Source organism: Kitasatospora sp. NPDC059648 (assembly GCF_042734825.1).
In the GTDB taxonomy this organism is placed as follows: domain Bacteria; phylum Actinomycetota; class Actinomycetes; order Streptomycetales; family Streptomycetaceae; genus Kitasatospora.
On sequence record NZ_JBHWDU010000048.1, the window covers coordinates 23,608 to 42,339 of the forward strand.

An 18,732-nucleotide genomic window follows, 5' to 3' on the forward strand; every position below is an offset into this window, starting at 1 on the left:
GCACGAGAGACTCCAGAGGTGAGGTGCTGTATGACGACGGTCAGCAAGCCCGGGAGGTGGCTGCTGCGCCGGCCGTCGCCGGAGGCGGCGGCCCGGCTGTTCTGCTTCCCGTACTCCGGGTGCGGCGCGTCCATGTACAACGGGTGGCCGCGGCGGACCGGAGGCGTCGAGCTCTGCCCGGTGCAGCTGCCCGCGCGGGAGAACCGGATGCGGGAGCCGCACCACGGGTCGTTCGAGTCGCTCGCCGAACAGGCCGCCGAGGCGCTCGCGCCCTACCTGGACCGTCCGTTCGGCGTGTTCGGGCACTGCGGCGGGGCGTTGGCCGCGTTCGCCACCGCGCTGCAGCTGCAACAGACCGGCCGGCCGGTGCCCACCGCGGTGTTCGTCTCCTCCCAGGTCGCGCCGCACCAGGGGCCGTACGGGCGCTTCCTCGGCCTGGGCCGGGACGAACTGCGCGAGGAACTGGCGCGGTTGACGCTGTCGATGGGCGGCCGGGTCCAGCCGTCCGCCCTCGACCTCGCGCTGGACGTCCTGGAGCAGGACATGGCGGGCAACCGGAACTACCGGCTGGACGCCCCGGTCGTGCTGGACACGACGGTGCACGCGATCGGCTGGAGCGGGGACGTGGAGATCCGGCCCGACCAGATGGACGGCTGGCGGGAGTACGCGGCCCCCGGCCGCTACCACCCGGTGGTGCTGGACGGGGAGCACCACGCCTTCCTCAAGGCTCCGGCGGAACTGATGGCACGATTCACCGAGGGACTGGCACTGTGACCTCCGACCGGAAGACCGGCGTGCTGCGCCGCAACGGAGACTTCCGCAACCTGTGGCTCGGCCAGTCCGCGTCGATGCTCGGCTCCAACATGACGGCCGTGGCCGTCCCGCTGATCGCCTCGGTCACGCTCTCGGCCTCGATCTCCGAGCTGGGCGTGCTCAGCGCCGCGAGCTACCTGCCCTACCTGCTGGTGAGCCTGTTCGTCGGGGTCTGGGTGGACCGCAAGCCCAAGCGCCCCATCATCATCGGCGCCGACCTCCTGCGCGGGGCCACCATGATGCTCGTCCCGTGCGCCTGGTGGCTGGACGCCCTGACGGTGCCGCTGCTGGTCGGCGTCGTCCTGCTGGTCGGCCTGTGCAGCGTGGTGGCGGACATCGGCAACGCCTCCCTGCTACCCGCCCTGGTCGAGCGCGACGACCTGATCGAGGGCAACAGCAAGCTGGAGCTGAGCAGCTCGGTGTCGAACATCGGCGGCCACTCGCTCGGCGGGGTGATCGTCCAGGCCCTGACCGGCCCGGTCGCGATGGCCCTCAACGCGGCCACCTTCGTGGTGTCCGCGCTGTTCACATCGCGGGTCCGGCGGCGCGAGCCGGCCCCGGAGAGCACCGGCGAGCCTGGCTCCGTCTGGAAGGACGCGGCCGAGGGCACCCGCTTCGTCCTGGGCAACCCGCTGCTGCGGGTCCTGGTGCTCGCCACCCTGGTCGCCAACTTCTTCGCGCTCGCCTGCGAACCGCTCTTCCTCGCCTTCGTGACCCGCAGCCTGGACCTCGCCCCGACCTTCGTCGGCGTCATCCTGGCCTCATCGGGCGCGGGCGCCCTGATCGGGGCGGTGCTGGCCGGGCCGATGAGCCGGCGGATGCCGCTGGGCCGGCTGCTGGTGTTCACCTCGACCGCGATCGGGCTGGCCTCGCTGCTGACCCCGTTGGCCACCGTGGTGCCGGAGGCGGCGGCGATCGTGCTGCTGCTGGTGATGCACGTGGTGAACTCCGCGATGGTGATCGTCTGCAACATCAACCTGCGCGCCTACCGCACCTCCATCACTCCGGACGAACTCCAGGGGCGGATGACCGCCGTGGTGCGGATGGTCGTCATGGGGGGCGCCCCGCTGGGAGCCGTCTTCGGCGGCTTCCTCGGCGACCGGATCGGCGTCTCGCCGGCCCTGGTGTTCGCCTCGGTGGGGCTGCTGGTGGCCGCCGGGATCATCGCCCTGTCACCGGTCCGGCGGGTGACCGAGATCCCCGGGGCGGCCGCCGCCCCGGAGCCGACCGCGGACCGCGGGTCGGCCCAGGCCGACCCCGTCGAGGGAGTCCCGGTTGACTAGCCCGACCGAACTGCCCGCCGCCACCGCGCTGCGGGAGGGACCCGGCCGCGGGGCGGGCACCCGCCGCAGAGAGGGCCCCGGCCCCGGCACGGGTACCGGCCGGGCCTTCGGCACCTTCGGCGAACTGCTGCAGGGCGCACTGCCCGACGACGGCCCGGAGTTCCTGGTCACCCTCCCGATCGCCGGCTGGAGCACCGCGACCTTCCGCTACGACCCGGAGGAGCCCGGGGTCTCCGTCCGGCCCGCCCACAAGGCCAAGTCCCGGCGGCTGGCCCGGCTGCTGCTGGAGCTGACCGGGCGGCCCGGCGGCGGCGAGCTGGAGCTGACCGGCGAACTGCCCGAGGGCAAAGGGCTGGCCAGCTCCTCCGCCGACCTGGTGGCGACCGCCCGGGCCGTCGCGGCGGCGCTGCGCACCCCCCTGCCGCCGACCGCGATCGAGGCCCTGCTGCGGCGGATCGAACCGACCGACGGCGTGATGTACGACGGCATCGTCTCCTTCCTGCACCGGGACGTCCGGCTGCGCGAGCGGCTCGGCTTCCTGCCGTCCATGACCGTCCTCGCCCACGACGAGGGCGGCCGGGTCGACACCGTCGGCTTCAACCGGATCCCCAAGGACTACACCGACGAGGAACGCCGGGAGTACGGCCGGCTGCTGACCGCCCTGGGCACGGCGGTGCGCACCGGGGACCTCGCCGAGGTCGGCCGGATCGCCACCCGCAGCACCGAACTGAGCCTGCGGCGGCGGCCGCACCGCGGCTCCGCGGAACTGCGCGCGCTCTGCGCGGAGTTGGACGGCCTCGGGCTGGTCCGCGCGCACAGCGGCACCAACCTGGGCGTCCTGCTGCCCGCCGGCGACCCGGAGCTGGCCGCGAAGGTCGAGCACGCCCGGGCCGCCTGCCGGTCGGTCGGCGGCACCGTGTCGGTGCACCGCACGCTCGGCCCCGAGGAGTTCACCGCCGTACCGGACCTGACCGCCGTACCGGCCGCACCCGTCGCCGGGGAAGGGCAGCCCCATGCGCTCTGACGCCACACCGGCCGAGACCGAGGCGGACACCCTCACCGGGCTCCTGGCCCACCGGGCGGAGCGCTGCCCGGACGCGACGGCCGTACTGTGCGGCGCCGAACTGCTGAGCTACCGGGAACTGGACGAGCGCGCCAACCGGCTGGCCCGCGAGCTGATCGCGCGCGGGATCGGTCCGGAGCACCTGGTCGCGGTGGCGCTGGAGCGGTCGGTCGCGCTGCTGGTGGCGCTGCTCGGGGTGCTCAAGGCCGGGGCCGCCTACGTCCCGATGGACCCGGGGTACCCGGCGGAGCGCCTCGACCAGGTGCTCCGGGACGCCGAACCGGCGCTGCTGCTCACCGTCACCCCGACCGCCGGGGCGCTGCCCCGCACCCCGACCCCGGTGCTGCTGCTGGACTCCGCCGCGACCGGGCTCGCCCTGGCCGGCCGCAGCGCCGCCCCGGTGCGGGACACCGAGCGCCTGCGGCGGCTGCGGCCCCAGCACCCGGCGTACGTCATCTACACCTCCGGCTCGACCGGACGGCCCAAGGGCGTCGTGGTGTGCCACGCCTCGATGGTCAACTACCTGACCTGGGCGGCGCGTTCCTACCCGAGCACGGGCGGGGTGGCGCTGGTGCAGTCCTCGGTCGCCTTCGACCTGACCGTCACCGGCCTGTTCGCCCCGCTGCTGGCCGGCGGCGCGGTGCACCTGGCGGGCGGCCGCGGCGGCGGCCGGGCCGCCCTGCGCGAGCACCCCTGCACCTTCCTCAAGGCGACCCCTGGGCATCTGCCGCTGCTCGACCTGCTCCCGGCGGAGTTCTCCCCCCGCCGCGAACTGGTGCTCGGCGGGGAGCAGTTGCTCGGTGCCGCGCTGGCCGGTTGGCGGGCCCGGCATCCGCAGGCCACCGTGGTCAACGAGTACGGGCCGACCGAGGCCACCGTCGGCTGCATGGAGTACCGGATCGAACCGGGCGCGGAGCTACCGCCCGGGCCCGTCCCGATCGGCACCGCCATCGACGGCGTCCGACTCCACGTCCTGGACGCGCGGCTGCGGCCGGTCGACGGGCCGGAGGCCGAGGGCGAGCTGTACGTGTCGGGCTACGCGCTGGCCCGCGGCTACCTCGGGCGACCGGACCTGACCGCCGAGCGCTTCCTGCCCTGCCCGGACGGCCCGCCCGGCGAACGGATGTACCGGACCGGCGACCTGGTGCGGCGCACCGCGGACGGCGTTCTGTACTACCTCGGCCGGGCCGACCGCCAGGTGAAGGTCAAGGGCTTCCGGATCGAACCCGCCGAGGTGGAGGCCGCGCTGCTCGCCCACCCGGCGGTGGCCCAGGCAGCCGTCTTCGTCCAGCCCGCCGCACCGGACAACCCTGCCGCACCGGACAATCCCGCCGAACCGGGCATCCCGGGTGGCCAGTTGGCCGCCTGCGTGGTGCTGCGCTCCGGTCGGACCGAGCGGGCCGAGGAGCTCCGGGCCCATCTGGTCGCCCGGCTTCCCGAGTTCATGGTGCCGACCCTTCTGACCGTACTCCCGGAGATCCCGCTGACCCCCGGCGGAAAGGTCGACCGGGATGCCCTCGCAGTACGGAATTCCCTTGCCACCGAGGCCCCTTCCGTCCTCTCCTGAATGAACTACCCGTCAAATGCCCGATCATGTCGAACAAACCCACTGCTAGGATCTGTCAAATGCGGCCACTCGCCGACAACGAAGTCCGTGAATCCTTCGTCAACTGCACCAAGGGAGAGGCGCGCAGGCTCAGCCTTCCCCGCAACCTCTCCGAACTTCCCTGGGACGACCTGGACTTCCTGGGCTGGCGGGATCCGGGCGCGCCCGACCGCGGCTACCTGGTGGTGGAGCGGGGCGACGGCCTGGTGGGGATCACCCTGCGGTCGCCGAATGTCCGGCGCAGCCTGATGAAGACCAACGTCTGCTCGCTGTGCATCACCATCCACGGCGGCAGCGGGGTCGCCCTGCTCTCCGCGCGGCTGGCCGGCCCGGCTGGGCGCGAGGGGAACACTGTCGGCACGTACATCTGCGCCGACCTGGCCTGTTCGCTGTACGTGCGCGGCAAGCGCAAGTCGGCCTCGGTCAGCCGCCCCGAGGAGTCGCTCTCGCTGGAGCAGCAGATCGCCCGCACCATGACCAACCTCGACGCCTTCGTGGCGCAGGTGCTCAAGAAGGCCTGATCCGCGGGCCGCGGGCCGGTAGCCGCGGACGCGGGGGGGCCGGAGGCCGACGACCCGGGTGGTCGTCGGCCTCCGGTGTCACGACGCCCCGGCCAGGAGACCCCCGGTCACGACGCCCCGACCTCGAAGGCCTCCCGCAGGTGGGCCGTGAACCGCTCGACCGTCGGACGTTCGTAGCGCGCCTCGGCGCCGAGCCGCAGCCCGGTGAGGGCCTCGATCCGGTCCACGATCCCGGCCGCCAGCAGGGAGTGGCCGCCCAGCTCGAAGAAGTCGTCCCGCACGCCCACCGGCTGGATCCCGAGCGCATCGGCCCAGAGCCCGGCGATGATGCCCTCGATCTCGTCCCGCGGCGCCGTGTACGGCGTTGCCGAGGTCCGCGCGGCCCTCGTCCGGGCGGGGCAGGGCCCTGCGGTCGACCTTCCCGTTGGGGGTCAGCGGCAGTTCGTCCAGGGCCACGAAGCGTCCGGGGACCATGTGCTCCGGCAGGCTGCGGCGGCACCACTCCCGCAGTGCGGCGACCTCTGTGACGGTCGGTCACCAGCACGACGGCTTCGGCGTCCTCGACCATGAAGCGCAGGCGCCCGTCCGGGTACGAGGGGTCGAGCGGCAGGTAGGCGGCGCCCGCCTTGAGCACCGCCAGCAGGGCCACGACCAGGCCGGTGCCGCGTTCCACGGCGACCGCGACGTGGCTGCCGGGGGTGACGCCGCGGGCCCGGAGGGCTCGGGCCAGCCGGTCGGCCCGCGCGTTCAGCTGCCGGTAGGTCGTCCGGTCCGGTCCGCCTGACCACCGCGAGCGCGTCGGGGTGCGGGCGGCCTGGGCCTCGACCAGCCGGTGGACCGTCGGCGCGTCGTCTGCGGAGACCATGGATCCCCCATCGTCGGGTACGGTGCGGACTGCACCACACGATGCACTTCGCCGACGAGGTCCGCGACTCCCGTTCAGAGGTCGGTGCCCTGCCGAAGAAGGTCAAGCTGTCCCCGCAGGAGGTCAGGACCGCCGAGCAGCTGATCGGCATGGTCGCGATCGAGTGGAAGCCCGACGAGTGGCACGACACCTACGAGGAGCAGGGCAAGAAGCTCGTCCAGGACAAGCTCGCCGGCCGCGAGATCGCCGTCTCCACCGGACCCGCCCCCGAAGCCACCAACGTCATCGACCTGTTGGACGCCCTGCGCCGCAGCCCGCGGTTTGGTAGTCGAGCCCTTCGCCGAGGCACAGCGCGACGACTTCCCGTTCCGCCCGGCGCAACTGCCCGAGGGCCCGGAGGGCCGCCGCCAGTTCGCGGCGGTCGTCGAGCCGGGCGGTGACCTCCTCGGCGGGGTCGGGCACGGGCAGGTCCGCGGCGGCCGTGGCCAGGGCGGCCCGGCGGTAGCGCCGGTTGCTGCGCACCTGGTTGCGGGCGGTGTTGGTGGCGATGCCGAGCAGCCAGGGCCGGAGGGAGCCGCCGTCGGTGTCGATCAGGGTGCCGCACTGCATGCCCGTGGACTCGGCGTCGGTGCGGGCGGTCCAGCTGATCCGGGCCTTCGGGGCGGTGGGCTGGTGCGGCGCGGGGGCGGCGAGGGCGGGAGCGGCGAGCGTGACGGTGGCGAGGGTGGGCGAGGGCGGCGAGGGCGGCGGTGAGAGCGTGCCGCAGGCGGGTGAGAGGCATGACGGACGTCTCCGGCGTCTTCACTGGACGGTGGCACTGAGGGCGGGATGACGGTGGACCGGCGGAATTGGCGGCGGGCGGCGACCAGCGGGTCGACCTGGACGAAGAAGCGGGGGCGGTCAGGCGCGCAGGACGACCTTCCCCGCGACGGTGCCGGACTCGGCCAGGCGCATGGCCTCGGCAGCGCGGGTCAGGGGGAGTTCGGCGGCAATCCGCGCGGTGACCTCGCCGTCGTGCAACGCCTGGAACACCGCGGTGAGGTCGGTGCGCAGCCGGGCCCGGAAGCGGTGGCCGTTCAGTGCCCGGCCGGCCCAGACGTTGTAGAAGTAGGCGCGGCGGCCGTTGGGCAGGGCGTTCCACAGCCACACCCGGCCGAGCAGCTTGAGGACGGGCCACTGCTTGGAGCCGTCGTCGTCCCGGGTGGAGGCGCTGCCGTAGGAGACGAGCGTGCCGCCGGGGGCGAGCAGGCGCCAGGAGTCGACAGCGCTGCGGCCGCCGACGTGGTCGAAGACGGCGTCCACGCCGTGGGGGGCGAGTTCTCGGACACGGGCGGGGATGTCCTCGGTGCGGTAGTCGACCGGGATCACCCCCTGTGCGCGCAGCGCCTGGTGGTGGCGCGCGGACGCGGTGCCGATCACGTTCGCGCCCGCGGCCTGGGCGAGTTGGACCAGGACGGAGCCGACGCCGCCGTTGGCGCCGTGCACCAGGACGGTCTGTCCGGGCCGGACGCGGGCCTTGCGGTGCAGCATCTGCCACGCGGTGATGCCGTTGACCACCACCGTCTCGGCCTGTGCCGCGTCGATGCCCTCGGGCACCGGGACCAGGTCGGCAGCGTCCGTGACCACGTGGCTGGCCCAGCCGCCGACTTTCAGCAGGGCGGCGACCCGGGTGCCGAGCAGGCCCGGGTCGACACCGTCGCCGACCGCGGCGACCGTGCCGACAAGGTCGTAGCCGGGGACGAAGGGGAAGGGCGGCTGGTCGTAGTAGCGGCCGCGGCGCATCTGCTGCTCGGCGAAGGAGACACCCGTCGCCTCCATCCGGACCACGGCCTGGCCCGCACCGGCGGCCGGGACGGACCCGTGCCGCACTTGAAGGCCTTCCGGCTCGACCTTGCCCGGCAGCACGACCTCGATCAGTTCCCTGGCGTTCACTATGCCCTCCCTCGGTTCTCCACCCGCCCTGTTAGCGGATGTAACTTCCGTTAGAAGTTATAACCACCAAGATGGGTGACCGTCAAGAGCGTCCGTAATACCCTCTAACTGGCAGTCGACCGGCACCGAAGGGAACGAGCACATGGCCGCCGCCGGCAATGGAACCCCCCGCGAGCGCTACCGCGCCCAACTACGCGCAGAGGTCAAGGAACGCGCCTGGGAACAGATCGCCGCCTCGGGAGCCGCGGGCCTGTCCCTCAACGCCATCGCCAAACAGATCGGCGTCAGCGGCCCCGCCCTCTACCGGTACTTCGCCAGTCGGGACGAACTGATCACCGACCTGATCCGCGACGCCTACCGCAGCCTCGCCGACACGATCCGCACCGCCGCCGCCTCCGGCGCCGACCTCGCCGGCCTCGGCCACGCCCTACGCGAATGGGCGCTGGCCGACCCCCAGCGCTACTTCCTCCTCTACGGCACACCCGTGCCCGGCTACCACGCGCCCGACGACACCACCGCGATCGCCGCCGAGATCATGACCGCCCTTCTCGACGCCGCCCGGTCCCCCACCGACACCGCGCAGGACCACGCCGACGCCCGCCTGGAGGTCCACCTCGCCGAACACCGCCACTGGGCCGGCGGCCACCCTGCCCCACCCGCCGCCCTACGCCGCGCCCTGCACTTCTGGACCCGCCTCCACGGCATCCTCTCCCTCGAACTCGCGGGCCACTTCACCGGGATGGGCTTCGACCCGGCCCAGCTCTACACCAACGAACTGCACCACCTCGCCCAGTAGCCACCCCGCACCAGCAGCAAGGCCTGCCAGTCTGAACACTCCCGCGATGACCCCTGCGCGGCGGCGCCCAGCCTGACCGGCCCACCGCCAGCCCCGCCAGGGTCAAGCCCGAGGTGCCACCGGAGCCCGCGGTGCACGGCATCAGCGGCAAGGCATCGGCACCGAGATGCGAACTGCCGTCCTGCACCTGGCCTTCGCGGGACTGGACGCGCTGGAAGCGACATCGGGTGCCTTCGAGGACAACGCCTCCTCGTTCGTAGTGGCCCTGGCGCCGGGCGAGGCGGTGAGTGACGCGAAGGCCCATACGTAGCCGACGGCGGCAAGCCGCTGGTTTTTGACCCGGCGGGCCATGACGGCGTGGCTCTTGCCGGAGGCACGGTTGACCGGTGCTGATCCGGCATAGGCCTTGAGCGCCTTGGCGTCCGCGAAGCGGGTGCGGTCGTCGCCGATCTCGGCGAGGACCCGGGCGCCGCTGAGTGCGCCGAGGCCGGGGAAGCTGGTAATGACCGCGGCGTCGGGGTGCTGTTCGAACAGCTCGACCGAGGCTTCGGCGAGGTCGTCCGCAGCGGTGCAGGCGGCCTCGAACTTGCCCAGGAGGGGGATGGCCTGGCGGCCCATCGCGGTCTCGACCTGCGGGAGCTGGCGCATCTGCGGAACGCGCAGGGCGGCGTGGGGGCGTTCGACCTGGCGTCGATGCCGCGCCGGCGGCCGGCGCGCTTGAGCACGGCCTTGAGCTGGGTGCGGGTGAGGCGGGCGGCCTGGCCGGGGGTGGGTGCGGCGGCCAGCAGGGTGCGGGCCAGTGGCGCGTTGAAGCCGCCGGGCGGCCGCTCTTCTTTTCGAGGTCTCGCGGGACCGGGCAACGGGTGGCGATCCGCCGACTTCGGTCCCCATTGGGCAAGTCGAGGCGGGGGGTTCGCCCGGCCCCCCGACGGGCAGCCCGAACAGGCAACAAGCGGGACGGGTGTCGGGTGGCCGAACCGAACCGCGAGCCGAACCCGACCCCGGTCCCCGTACCGAACCACGAACCGAACCCTCAGCCGAACACCCGCCTCGTCGGTGCAGCGCCGGCCGGGCCGCTCCCGCGCGATCAGCCGCGGCCGCTGTCCTCAGCCGAGGTCGTAGGCGGTGGGAGGGTGCCCTGCCCAGATGTCGCGGGAGGACTGCTCGGGGTACCGGACGGTCTCCGAGCGGGTGTCGAACATCCGGGTGAGCTGCCTCGTCGGCTCGTAGCCGGGCCAGCCGGGGTCGCCGGTGGAGACGAACCGGATCCAGGCCTGCTGCAGCTCGCAGGAGACCTCGACGGCCTCCGGGCCGGGCGGGTCGCCGAGGAAGTGCCGGCCCATCGGAGTGTCCAGGGTGCCGAAGGCCAGTGGGATGTCCAGCCCGTGACAGGCGCCGAGCACTCCGCCCATGGCGGGGGCCGGGTAGGTCAGCTCGAAGACGTACGAGGTGCCGCCGGCCGCCGCGTTGCCTTCGGCCAGGTGGAGCGAGGGCATCCGGAAGAGGGCGTCGGAGGTGACGGCTTCGAGCAGGTCCTCGGCGGTGGCCCCAGGGTGGGCGGCGCGGTAGGCGTCCGGGCCGTCCGCGTGCGGGGCGAGGAGCTCCAGGGCGGTGCGGCCCTCGTCGTCGGTGAAGGTGCCGTGTCGGCCGGCGAGCACGCTGAACAGCCGGAACTCGTCGCGGACGTGGCCGACGAGCAGGTCGGTCCCGGGAGCCCGTCCGGCGGCCAGGGCAGCCCAGGGCTCCTCGGAGAGGACCTCGCCGTCGACCACGGGGACGGTGGCGACACCGGTCTGCGCCAGCCGGCCCCAGCGCCCGAGATGCTCCGGCAGCGCGGTACCGAGGTCGGTGACCGCCGCGGCCAGGCGCCAGGGGTCCACCTCGGCCAGGGCGGCGGCCGTGGAGGCCATGCCGAGGCGCTTCGCCAGGGCGGCGGTGACCTCTGCGGCCAGGGCGGGCGTGCTGAGGCTGCCCCCGACGCTGTGGGCGACGGCCCGACGGAACAGCCCGCGCGCCCGGCGCATCGTCAACAGCGCGGCGACCGACGCGGCACCCGCCGACTGGCCGGCTATGGTCACCCGGCCGGGATCACCGCCGAAACCGGCGATGTTGCGCTGCACCCACTCAAGGGCCGCGACCTGGTCGAGGAAGGCACGGTTGGCCGGGGCGCCCTCCAACAGCGCGAAACCCTCAGCTCCCACCCGGTAGTTGACGCTCACCACGACCAGTCCCGCACGGGCCAGCCGGACCGGATCGTAGAGCGGGTCGCCCGAGGTGCCCGAGATGAACCCTCCTCCGTGGATCCAGACCAGCACCGGCAGCCCGGCCGCGCCCGGATCCGGGGTGCAGACGTTGAGCGTGAGCCAGTCGGTGCCCCGGATCGGCTCGGCGGGCAGCGGGCCGGACTGTGGGACGACGGGGCCGAACGCGAACGCGTCGCGGACGCCGTCCCAGGGTTCGGGCGGGAGGGGCGCGGCGAATCGGAGCTGTCCGACCGGCGGCTGGGCATAGGGGATGCCACGGAAGACCGCGAGTCCCCGGTCCAGGAGGCCGCGGACGGTTCCCCCAGTGGTGCGGACGGCGGGCTGTGTGAGCATGTGGACTCTCCTCCCTCGGAATGCCCTCAGCGTTATAGGTCAGATGTATTATGTCAAGCGTATTGGAGAAAGCTGGCGAATCGGAGGAGCGGTAGCCATGCCCAAGCAGGTGGACCATCAGCAGCGCCGCGAGACCATCGCGCGCGCGCTGTGGCGGGTGGTGGAGCAGCGTGGTGCGACGCACCTGACGCTGCGTGAGGTCGCGCAAGAGGCGGGTATCTCGCTCGGGCAGTTGCAGCACTACTTCGGCTCCCGGGCGGAGCTGCTGGCCTTCGCGATGGACCTCGCCGGGGAGCAGAGCGCGCTGCGGGTCGGCCGGGCGCTGGCGGGACTGGGCGAGCGGCCGCACCCGCGCGCGGTGCTGCGGGCGATGCTGGTCGAGCTGCTGCCCCTGCACGCCGACGCGAGGGCGACCAGCCGGATGAGCGCCGCGTACGTGCTCGAGGCGCTGCACAACGAGGGGGTGCACGCGCGGGCGCGGGGCAGTCTGCTGCAGGGACGGGCCGCGGTGGAGCAGGTGGTCCGGCAGGCGATCGCGAACGGAATGATCGCGGCTGACCGCGATCCGGTGGTGGAGACGGACCTGCTGCTCGCGCTCACCGGGTTCACCACGCTGCTGGAGCTGAACGTGGTCGAGCCGGCCGCCGTGCTCGCCTCCGTGGACCAGTACCTGGACCGGCTGTTCACGGCCGGGGCCGGAAACCCGCGCTGACGGCATGACACGCTAGCGCTGATGATCTGCCCGCCGGGCCGGCAGTGCCCGCCCTCGTCCGCGTATCTCACACACCATCGGATACAACCATCACAACGAGTTTGTTAGGCGACTCAGAACAGTTCACCCTGACGAGCTGAAGTCAGTAGCGCCTTCCTGGCACCCGGGGAGCCGGGTGAGCTCAAGCAGCCCGCCCGCGCGGACAGCCTCCAGGAAAAGGCCGCCTGACCGGCGGCGAGGCCAGCCGCCCGTCCGCGCGGGACAACCCACAAGGGCCGCCGAGACCGGAGAGCACCCCGGCCCCACCTACCCACCCGGCCGGCACCAGCCGGACGCCAGGAAGAAAAGCCCAGCGCAGCGCCCGGACACACCGCCCAACGCCCCCACCACCCACCACAACCACCACAACCACCACCAGACAAGGGCCCAGGAAGTCGAGGTGGGGAGTTCGGCCAGGCACCCCAGATGAGCAGCCCGAACAGGCAGCAAGCGGGACGGGCGGCGGGTCGCCGGACCGAACCACAGACCGAACCCCCACCCGGCCACTGTGCCGAACCACGAACCGACCCCCCAGCCGAACCGTCGCGCGGCTTGTCGCACGCGCAGCGCGCGGCGTGGCGGCGGCCGCCCGACGCTCAGGCCAGAGGCTTGAGCAGGGCCGGGCGGGTCGGTGGGGGCGGGGGTGGTCAGGAGAGGTGGGCGAGGAGCAGGTCGGTGAGCCGATCGGGGGTGCGCAGCGGGAGGTAGTGGTCGGCGTCCGGGACGAGGTGGCCGTGGGCGCCGGGAATGTCGGCGGCGAGCCGGTGGGCGATCGCGGCGATCTCCGGGTGGTCCCGGTCGCCGTGGACGACCAGCGCGGGGGCGGTGATCAACCTGAGGTGCGATTCCGCTGCCCGCTCCGGGGCGCCCGCGAGGAAGTGCTCACTGATCAGGCGGCGGGCCGCGTTTTCCTCGACCATCCTCGCGATCAGCTCACCGCCCGGCGCGGTACGGCCCATGGCCGCCCAGACGGACAGCTCCAGCTCGGCCAGGGCCGCCGCGTCGCCCCGCCGGCGGGCCTGCGCGTAGGCGGTGGTCTCCGGGGACGGCGGCCAGTGGTGCCCGCTGACCGAGGCACCGACCAGCCCGAGGGAGTCGACCCGGCGCGGGTGGGCGAGGGCGAAGTCCAGGGCGGTCTCCCCGCCCATGCTCAGTCCGACGAGCGCGGCGCTCGGCAGGCCGAAGTGGTCCAGCACCGCACACAGGTCCTCGACGTCGTCGAACGGCTGCTCCGGGTCGGTGGACCGGCCCAGGCCCCGGGCGTCGTAGCGGATCACGTCGTGGTGGCGGGAGAGCGCCGGGGCGACGGCGTCCCACAGCCGGGAGTCCATGCCGGAGCCGTGCAGCAGCACCACCGGGCGGCCGGCGCCGGAGCGCTCCGCCCACAGCCGGCCCCCGCCGGGGGCGGGGACCTGGACCTGGGACGCGCGGTGACCGGTGTCGGGGCTCATCCGGCGATCCTCTCAGGACGCCGGCGGGGAGCTCCAGGGCAGGCCCGCAGGCGGGGATCCGAGGACCGGCCCTACGGGCGCGGATGGGCATCAGCCGCCTTGTCGGAATTACCGGGGACCTTGGTTGGCCCGCTGATCTGCGCAGATGCCGCCAGCCGCCCGGGGCGGGGGTGCCGGCATCAGGAGCCACATCGGGAGTTACAGCGGGAGCCACATCAGGAGCTGCATCAGGAGGTCCAGGAAGGGCCGTTCCCGGACCGCAGGGGGGCCGGGCCACCCTTCCGGGGCCGGACAGTGCGTCAGGCGTGGGAGCGCCGCCAGGGGCCGTCTGGGAGCACCGGTAGGGCCAGGGGCACGGCCGGACCGGTCGGGCATCGACAGCTCAACCTGAGCGGGGTCTGCCGTCAGAGGGACTGTGTCGACAGGATGAACGGGTGCCACTTAGCGCCGTGGTGCTCGGCGACGCGCCGGGACCACTCGGCGGCGTCGAAGCCGCCCGTGGAGGAGCTGCCGTAGGTGCGCTCCTCCGTGCCGTCCGCACGCGGGACGAACCCGCGCCGCAGACCCGGTGAATCCTCCATCGAGCCGGCCGGCATCGTGAACTGATCGGCACCCATCCGGACCGGAACGCCAGACGGCCACCGGTCCGGCCCGTCGCGTGCACCACGGGCGCGAGGTGGGAGGCGCGGAGCGGATCGCCTGGCGGCCGACCAGGACGGCGGCCAGGTTCCAGCAACGGACCAGCGAGGCGCGGCGCCGGGCGGCTCGGACGAGGCGCCGGAGCGGCGGGGCGCCGCCGAGGCTGGCGGACCGGCCCAGGCTGGTGCAACACGGCACTGCAACTCGCCTGCCCCGCCCCCGCTCCCGGCCGCATAGCGCATGGTCGAAGCCGCAACACGGCCCCGTGTTGCACCCCCGCCCACCAGACCCCCGGCCGCCGAACCCCACCACCAGGAGGAGGCTGCCGAGTAGGCCGGCCCCGACACTGGGCGGGACAGGAGTCGCAAGCCGCCGCACGCCGAGTCCCTGACCAAGGTGGGGCCCAGGCGGCGGCATGGCCCAGGGGACGGCTCCGCCCGCCGACTTCTGGGCCGCTCACGGATTCGCCGTTTCCGCGTCGAACGGGGTGAGCAGGGTCTTGGGGCCAGCGGGTGGCCTGGAGGGAGCGCCGCCCTCACCGGGGCCCGTGATCGGCGTCGGGCTGCCGCGGCCATGAGAAGGCACTGGAAGGCCGCCACCTGTGGGTGCGGCGGTTTCCAGTCTTCTCAGCTGTTCTCGGGCCCGGCGAGTGTCCAGCCGCTGACTGTGGTCCTGGGGTCGCGCTGTTCTCGTTGCAACGCGCCGTAACGTGTCCCGCATTTCCCCAATTTGACAGTTTGACGCTTTTATGCTGTCGGGTGACCGCCGGTGGTGCCGTCTGGTGCCGTGTCGTCCCTGCGCTGCGAAAGGGGAGGGCGGCGGGTTCACTACGAAGAGAGGTGCCTCCACGATGACCGGTGACGCCCGCGAAAGCGTTGATGCCTGCGGGGAAGCGGCGCGCAGACGCAGATCACGGCTCCTTACCGGAGCGCTGACGCCCACTCATCGGGCCGCCTCGTCGGTGTCGGCCGCGGCAGGCCCGGCGGAGTCTCGGCGACGGCGTGGCGCGTGGCGTGTGGGGGTTGGTGCGACGGTGGGCGCGCTGCTGACCGGTGCGGGGGTGATGCCGGCCACCGCCGCGCCGGTGGCCGCTCCCCACGTTGGTGGTACGCGGGCAGTGGTGGGCCACACCTTCGACTTCACCGGCCGGCAGGAGAGCTACACCGTCCCGGCCGGGGCACTGGTGAGAATCACGGCGGACGGCGCCGGCGGCGGCGACCCGCATATCTGTTCGATCTTCTACGGTCAGCCCGGGGGAACCGGGGGGCGGGTGGTCACCACACTGGTCACCAAGGCAGCGACCACCTACACCGTCAACGTCGGGGGCGCCGGCGAGCAGGGCTGCGGCAATGTTGCCGCAGGCGGGTACAACGGCGGCGGGCCGGGCGGACCCAGCGTGCCTGGCCGTGATCACAGTGGCGGGGGCGGAGGCGGGGCGTCCAGCGTCAGCGCGAACGGCGGGATGCTGGTCGTCGCGGGTGGTGGCGGCGGTGCCGGCGACGGCTCGGGACTCGCGTCCGGGGGGCGCGGCGGTGACGGGGGACTGACCGCGGGCGACGGCGACCAAGGCCACACCTTCTCCATCTACCTCACTTACCCGGGGAACGGCGGAAAGGGTGGCAGCACCCCCGCCCAGTCGCCCGGCACGGGAGGTGCGGGCGGCGACCTCACCCGACTTGACCGGCGCTGCGTCGCCGGGGCCGGCGGGACCGGAAGCAGCTTCTCCGGTGCCACGACGGGCTTCGGCGGCGCCGGGGGCCGCGGCTCACCGAATCTCTCCTTCGAGCTCTGTATCGGCGGCAAGGGCGGCGGTGGCGGCGGCGGCGGCTACTTCGGCGGTGGCGGCGGCGGGGGTTCCGCCGAATACATCCCCGCCGAAACCACCCTGCCGGCCTACGCCGCCGGGGGCGGCGCCGGCGGCGGCAGCAGCTTCGCCACGCCCTCGGGTACCGCCACCAGCTACACCACGTCCCCGGTCGGCACGGCCAACAACAACGGCCGGGTGACCATCGACTACAGCATGCTCTCCTCCGTCACCGCCACCGCCGGAACCCCGCAGTCCACCCGCATCGGGACCCCCTTCCGCGTTCCCTTCCAGGCCAGGGTCACCGACACCAGCGGCGACCCCGTACCCGGCGCGCCGGTGACCTTCACCGCGCCGAAAACCGGCCCGTCCGGGACCTTCGGTGCCACCCAGACCTCCGTCACCGAGATCACCGACGCGAACGGCGTGGCGACCGCCTCCGGCTTCATCGCCAACTCCCAAGTCGGCTCCTACACCCTCACCGCCAGCCTGCCCAGCGAGCTCTCCGTCCCCCCGGCCTCCTTCGCACTGACCAACTCACCCCCCTCGACCGGCCCCTACTTGACGATCACCAAAAACCACACGGGGAACTTCACACAGGGTCAGCAGGGCATCTACACGATCACCGTGGGCAACGCCATCGGAGCCGGGCAGACCACCGGCACCGATGTGAACGTGTTCGACGTTCCCCCGCCGGGGCTGACCGCGGTCAGCGCCAGTGGCCCGGGATGGACCTGCACCCTGACCGGAGGAATGACCTGCACCCGCCGCGATCGCCTGCAGGGCGGCCAGAACTACCCGGACATCACGCTGACGGTCGACGTCTCACCCACCGCCCCCGCACAGGTCACCAACACGGCGACGACCATCGGCGGCGGTGACACCACCATCCACACCGCCACCGACCCCACCACCATCAACCCTGCCCCGACCTCGCCGTCGCTGACGATCAGCAAGCACCACACCGGGAACTTCGTCCAGGGCCAGCAGGGCACCTACACGATCACCGCGGGCAACAACGGGTCCGGCCCCACCGACGGCAGTACGGTCATCGTGGAAGACCTCCTCCCGCCGGGACTGACCGCGGCCGCCGTCAGCGGCCCGGGATGGGGCTGTGACGTGGGCACGGTGACCTGCACCCGCAGCGATGTCCTGCCCGCCGGCCAGAACTATCCGGACATCACGCTGACGGTCGACGTCTCACCCACCGCCCCCGCACAGGTCACCAACACCGCCGCCACCGCCGGAGGCGGCAGCACCACCGCCACCACCACCGACCCCACCGCCATCGCCCCCTCCCCGACCTCGCCGTCGCTGACGATCGGCAAGACCCATTCCGGGAACTTCAACCCGGGCCAGGGAGGCCTCTACACGATCACCGTGGGCAACAACGGGAGTGGGCCGACCGACGGCACTCCGGTGATCATGACAGACACACTCCCGGCGGGGCTGACCGCGGCCGCCATCACCGGCCCCGGCTGGACCTGCGACCTGAACACGGTGACCTGCACCCGCAGCAACGTGCTGGCCGGCGGATCCAGCTACCCGCCCATCACGCTGAAGGTCAACGTCTCACCGGCCGCCCCCCACGAGTTCACCAACACCGCCACGGTCACCGGAGGCGGCGACACCACCACCCACACCGCCACCGACCGCGTCATCCGCGGCACCCCGCCCTCGCTGACCATCAGCAAGACCCACACCGGGAACTTCACCCAAGGCGGAAAAGGCACCTACACGATCACCGTGGCGAACACCGGCGGCCCCACTGACGGCAGCGCAGTCACCGTGCAGGACATGCTCCCGCCCGGGCTGACCGCCGTCGACATCAGCGGGCCCGGGTGGACCTGCGACCTGAGCGCGGCCACCTGCACCCGCAGCGACGTCCTGCCCGCCGGGACCAGCTACCCAACGATCACGCTGAAGGTCAAGGTCTCCTGCCGCGCCCCACACGAGGTCACCAACACCGCCACCACCACCGGAGGCGGCGACACCACCACCCACACCGCCACCGACCCCACCACCATCAAGCGCGACAGAGACCGCGACAGCGAGCGCTGCCACGACGATCACCGCCTCACCAACTAGAAGACGGACAAAGACGCCGGGTCCCGGCCCCACCGCGTGAGCGGCGGGGCCGGCCTCGTTCCGGACACCCGCACGGCGACGTCATCCCCCAGGGCAGCAACGCACCACAACCCCGCCGAATCCCAGGACCACCAGGCCGGTTCGACATCATCAGCTCCGCTTCGGGCTCGACCGAAGCCGAGGACAGTTGCTGAAGGGTCGGGTTGTTCTTCGTCTTGCTCCAGAAAGGCATCGCCGTTCTGTCCTCTCACCCCACACCCAATGGGAGGGTGGAGGGAACCCTGCTTCTCAAGGCGCTCCCACGCACAGAGGCACACTCCACCCGCAAGAGGGAAGGAGCAGCAACCCCCTATGGACGGAGCGCGAGCAGTCCGGGTCTTCCGACCCGGCAGAGGAACTCCGGCCGATTCGGCATGGTGAACCCACCGACGGTATAGACGATGGTCATGACGACGCGGAAGGTCACAGACGCGCAGAAAGCAACAAGGAGCGCATACAGCCACTTGCGTGACTTCAGGGCTCG

13 protein-coding genes and 4 pseudogenes are annotated in these 18,732 nt (G+C 72.8%); 8 read left to right on the top strand and 9 right to left on the bottom strand.

All coding sequences use genetic code 11. From position 1 onward, the window contains the following. Positions 1-30 precede the first annotated feature (30 nt). Genes ACFV1W_RS25025 through ACFV1W_RS25045 form a run of 5 tightly spaced genes read left to right on the top strand, consistent with a single transcriptional unit; the run spans position 31 to position 5,286 of the window. Positions 31-774, top strand: coding sequence for a thioesterase II family protein (locus tag ACFV1W_RS25025; RefSeq protein ID WP_380419467.1), 744 nt, complete (start codon positions 31-33; stop codon positions 772-774). Next, positions 771-2,096, top strand: coding sequence for an MFS transporter (locus ACFV1W_RS25030; RefSeq protein WP_380419468.1), 1,326 nt, complete (start codon positions 771-773; stop codon positions 2,094-2,096). Before ACFV1W_RS25025 ends, ACFV1W_RS25030 begins: the two co-directional genes overlap by 4 nt. Beyond that, on the top strand, positions 2,089-3,120 hold the full coding sequence (locus ACFV1W_RS25035; RefSeq protein WP_380419469.1) for a kinase: 1,032 nt from the start codon (positions 2,089-2,091) through the stop codon (positions 3,118-3,120). Before ACFV1W_RS25030 ends, ACFV1W_RS25035 begins: the two co-directional genes overlap by 8 nt. Continuing rightward, positions 3,110-4,726 carry an amino acid adenylation domain-containing protein gene (locus ACFV1W_RS25040; protein WP_380419470.1) on the top strand — a complete coding sequence of 539 codons (1,617 nt, stop codon included), beginning with the start codon at positions 3,110-3,112 and terminating at the stop codon, positions 4,724-4,726. Before ACFV1W_RS25035 ends, ACFV1W_RS25040 begins: the two co-directional genes overlap by 11 nt. A 59-nt stretch (positions 4,727-4,785) precedes the next feature. Next, positions 4,786-5,286 carry an FBP domain-containing protein gene (locus ACFV1W_RS25045; RefSeq protein ID WP_380419471.1) on the top strand — a complete coding sequence of 167 codons (501 nt, stop codon included), beginning with the start codon at positions 4,786-4,788 and terminating at the stop codon, positions 5,284-5,286. A gap of 107 nt (positions 5,287-5,393) precedes the next feature. Here the strand turns inward: ACFV1W_RS25045 and ACFV1W_RS25050 are convergent, their stop codons facing one another. The 5 genes and pseudogenes from ACFV1W_RS25050 to ACFV1W_RS25070 all read right to left on the bottom strand — a co-directional run bounded on the left by ACFV1W_RS25050 (position 5,394) and on the right by ACFV1W_RS25070 (position 8,083). Then, positions 5,394-5,624: a phosphopantetheine-binding protein gene (locus ACFV1W_RS25050; RefSeq protein WP_380419494.1), complete on the bottom strand. Its 231-nt coding sequence runs from the start codon at positions 5,622-5,624 to the stop codon at positions 5,394-5,396. 91 nt (positions 5,625-5,715) lie between these two features. Then, a pseudogene (locus tag ACFV1W_RS25055) lies at positions 5,716-5,796 on the bottom strand (hypothetical protein); the annotation flags it as partial. Between the two features lie 25 nt (positions 5,797-5,821). Then, a pseudogene (locus ACFV1W_RS25060) lies at positions 5,822-6,151 on the bottom strand (AMP-binding protein); the annotation flags it as partial. Positions 6,152-6,439: 288 nt separating this feature from the next. Next, positions 6,440-6,742: pseudogene (locus ACFV1W_RS25065) on the bottom strand (RNA polymerase sigma factor); the annotation flags it as partial. A 309-nt stretch (positions 6,743-7,051) separates the two neighbouring features. Then, positions 7,052-8,083, bottom strand: coding sequence for a medium chain dehydrogenase/reductase family protein (locus ACFV1W_RS25070; protein WP_380419472.1), 1,032 nt, complete (start codon positions 8,081-8,083; stop codon positions 7,052-7,054). Between the two features lie 142 nt (positions 8,084-8,225). On the opposite strand from ACFV1W_RS25070, the gene ACFV1W_RS25075 reads away from it, so the two are divergent. Further along, the gene (locus ACFV1W_RS25075; protein WP_380419473.1) at positions 8,226-8,879 is read left to right on the top strand and encodes a TetR/AcrR family transcriptional regulator; all 654 of its coding nucleotides are present in this window, start codon (positions 8,226-8,228) and stop codon (positions 8,877-8,879) included. Between the two features lie 261 nt (positions 8,880-9,140). Here ACFV1W_RS25075 and ACFV1W_RS25080 read toward each other — a convergent pair. Then, a pseudogene (locus ACFV1W_RS25080) lies at positions 9,141-9,694 on the bottom strand (transposase); the annotation flags it as partial. 291 nt (positions 9,695-9,985) lie between these two features. Further along, the gene (locus ACFV1W_RS25085; RefSeq protein WP_380419474.1) at positions 9,986-11,476 is read right to left on the bottom strand and encodes a carboxylesterase/lipase family protein; all 1,491 of its coding nucleotides are present in this window, start codon (positions 11,474-11,476) and stop codon (positions 9,986-9,988) included. 97 nt (positions 11,477-11,573) lie between these two features. On the opposite strand from ACFV1W_RS25085, the gene ACFV1W_RS25090 reads away from it, so the two are divergent. Beyond that, positions 11,574-12,188, top strand: a complete 615-nt coding sequence (locus ACFV1W_RS25090; RefSeq protein ID WP_380419475.1) for a TetR/AcrR family transcriptional regulator — start codon at positions 11,574-11,576, stop codon at positions 12,186-12,188. A gap of 686 nt (positions 12,189-12,874) precedes the next feature. Here the strand turns inward: ACFV1W_RS25090 and ACFV1W_RS25095 are convergent. Together ACFV1W_RS25095 and ACFV1W_RS25100 are read right to left on the bottom strand one after the other, a co-directional pair. Next, the gene (locus tag ACFV1W_RS25095) at positions 12,875-13,678 is read right to left on the bottom strand and encodes an alpha/beta fold hydrolase (protein WP_380419476.1); all 804 of its coding nucleotides are present in this window, start codon (positions 13,676-13,678) and stop codon (positions 12,875-12,877) included. Positions 13,679-14,082: 404 nt separating this feature from the next. Then, a complete protein-coding gene (locus ACFV1W_RS25100) occupies positions 14,083-14,259 on the bottom strand; it encodes a hypothetical protein (RefSeq protein ID WP_380419477.1) in 177 nt (58 codons plus the stop codon). A gap of 1,091 nt (positions 14,260-15,350) precedes the next feature. On the opposite strand from ACFV1W_RS25100, the gene ACFV1W_RS25105 reads away from it, so the two are divergent. Continuing rightward, entirely contained in the window at positions 15,351-18,209 is a 2,859-nt protein-coding gene (locus tag ACFV1W_RS25105; protein ID WP_380419478.1) for an Ig-like domain-containing protein, read from the top strand. Positions 18,210-18,732: the final 523 nt, after the last annotated feature.

What these genes read in the sequence shown, in the direction of transcription:
- ACFV1W_RS25025 (WP_380419467.1), top strand. Translation starts at nt 31, where the DNA reads ATGACGACGGTCAGCAAGCCCGGGAGGTGGCTGCTGCGCCGGCCGTCG.
- ACFV1W_RS25040 (WP_380419470.1), top strand. Translation starts at nt 3,110, where the DNA reads ATGCGCTCTGACGCCACACCGGCCGAGACCGAGGCGGACACCCTCACC.
- ACFV1W_RS25045 (WP_380419471.1), top strand. Translation starts at nt 4,786, where the DNA reads ATGCGGCCACTCGCCGACAACGAAGTCCGTGAATCCTTCGTCAACTGC.
- ACFV1W_RS25075 (WP_380419473.1), top strand. Translation starts at nt 8,226, where the DNA reads ATGGCCGCCGCCGGCAATGGAACCCCCCGCGAGCGCTACCGCGCCCAA.
- ACFV1W_RS25085 (WP_380419474.1), bottom strand. Translation starts at nt 11,476, where the DNA reads ATGCTCACACAGCCCGCCGTCCGCACCACTGGGGGAACCGTCCGCGGC.
- ACFV1W_RS25090 (WP_380419475.1), top strand. Translation starts at nt 11,574, where the DNA reads ATGCCCAAGCAGGTGGACCATCAGCAGCGCCGCGAGACCATCGCGCGC.
- ACFV1W_RS25095 (WP_380419476.1), bottom strand. Translation starts at nt 13,678, where the DNA reads ATGAGCCCCGACACCGGTCACCGCGCGTCCCAGGTCCAGGTCCCCGCC.
- ACFV1W_RS25100 (WP_380419477.1), bottom strand. Translation starts at nt 14,259, where the DNA reads ATGGAGGATTCACCGGGTCTGCGGCGCGGGTTCGTCCCGCGTGCGGAC.